The 501-nt window shown below is 72.1% G+C and carries 1 pseudogene; it reads left to right on the top strand.

Annotated features, from left to right (window positions below):
- Positions 1 to 275 precede the first annotated feature (275 nt).
- A pseudogene (locus tag AC1DYG_RS19360) lies at positions 276 to 501 on the top strand (hypothetical protein); the annotation flags it as partial.

Genomic DNA, 501 nt, shown 5'->3' with positions numbered 1-501 from the left:
GACCGATTCCATCCGCGGCGCCGAGTGTGCACGCCAGGTGAGAACCGCGGGCCAGGCCGAAGCGGAACCCGGGGCCGACGCGGCGCCCTGCACAGGAATGGTCACCTGCCTACGGTAAGCGACAGCGGGCCGTTCGGCACCGGTGACGCCGCACCGCGCGTCGCCCGGCCCGTTCGGCCCGCACCGAACCGGGCCCGCGGTAACACTCCGACCGCCGATACGGATGAACCGGACAGACGGCCGGACGCGTCGGTCGCAGTAGACGGGGGTACTGCATGCGCGACAACCAAGAGGTCTGGGCGGAGCACGCCCGGACGGTCCTGGTCGAGGTGGCCGGCAGCTACCTCGGCACCGTCACCTACGGGGACCTCGCCGCCCGGATCCAGGCCGACACGGGGGTTCGCACGAAGAGCCTGATGCAGAACTGGATCGGCGAGACCCTCGGCCGGGTCGGGGCGGAATGCCGTCGCCGCGGCGAGCCACTGCTGACCTCCCTGTGCG

This window comes from Pedococcus sp. P1_H8 (genome assembly GCF_056405175.1).
The sequence above is the reverse complement of the archived record's forward strand: the minus strand, read 5'-3'. Positions and strand labels throughout refer to the sequence as shown.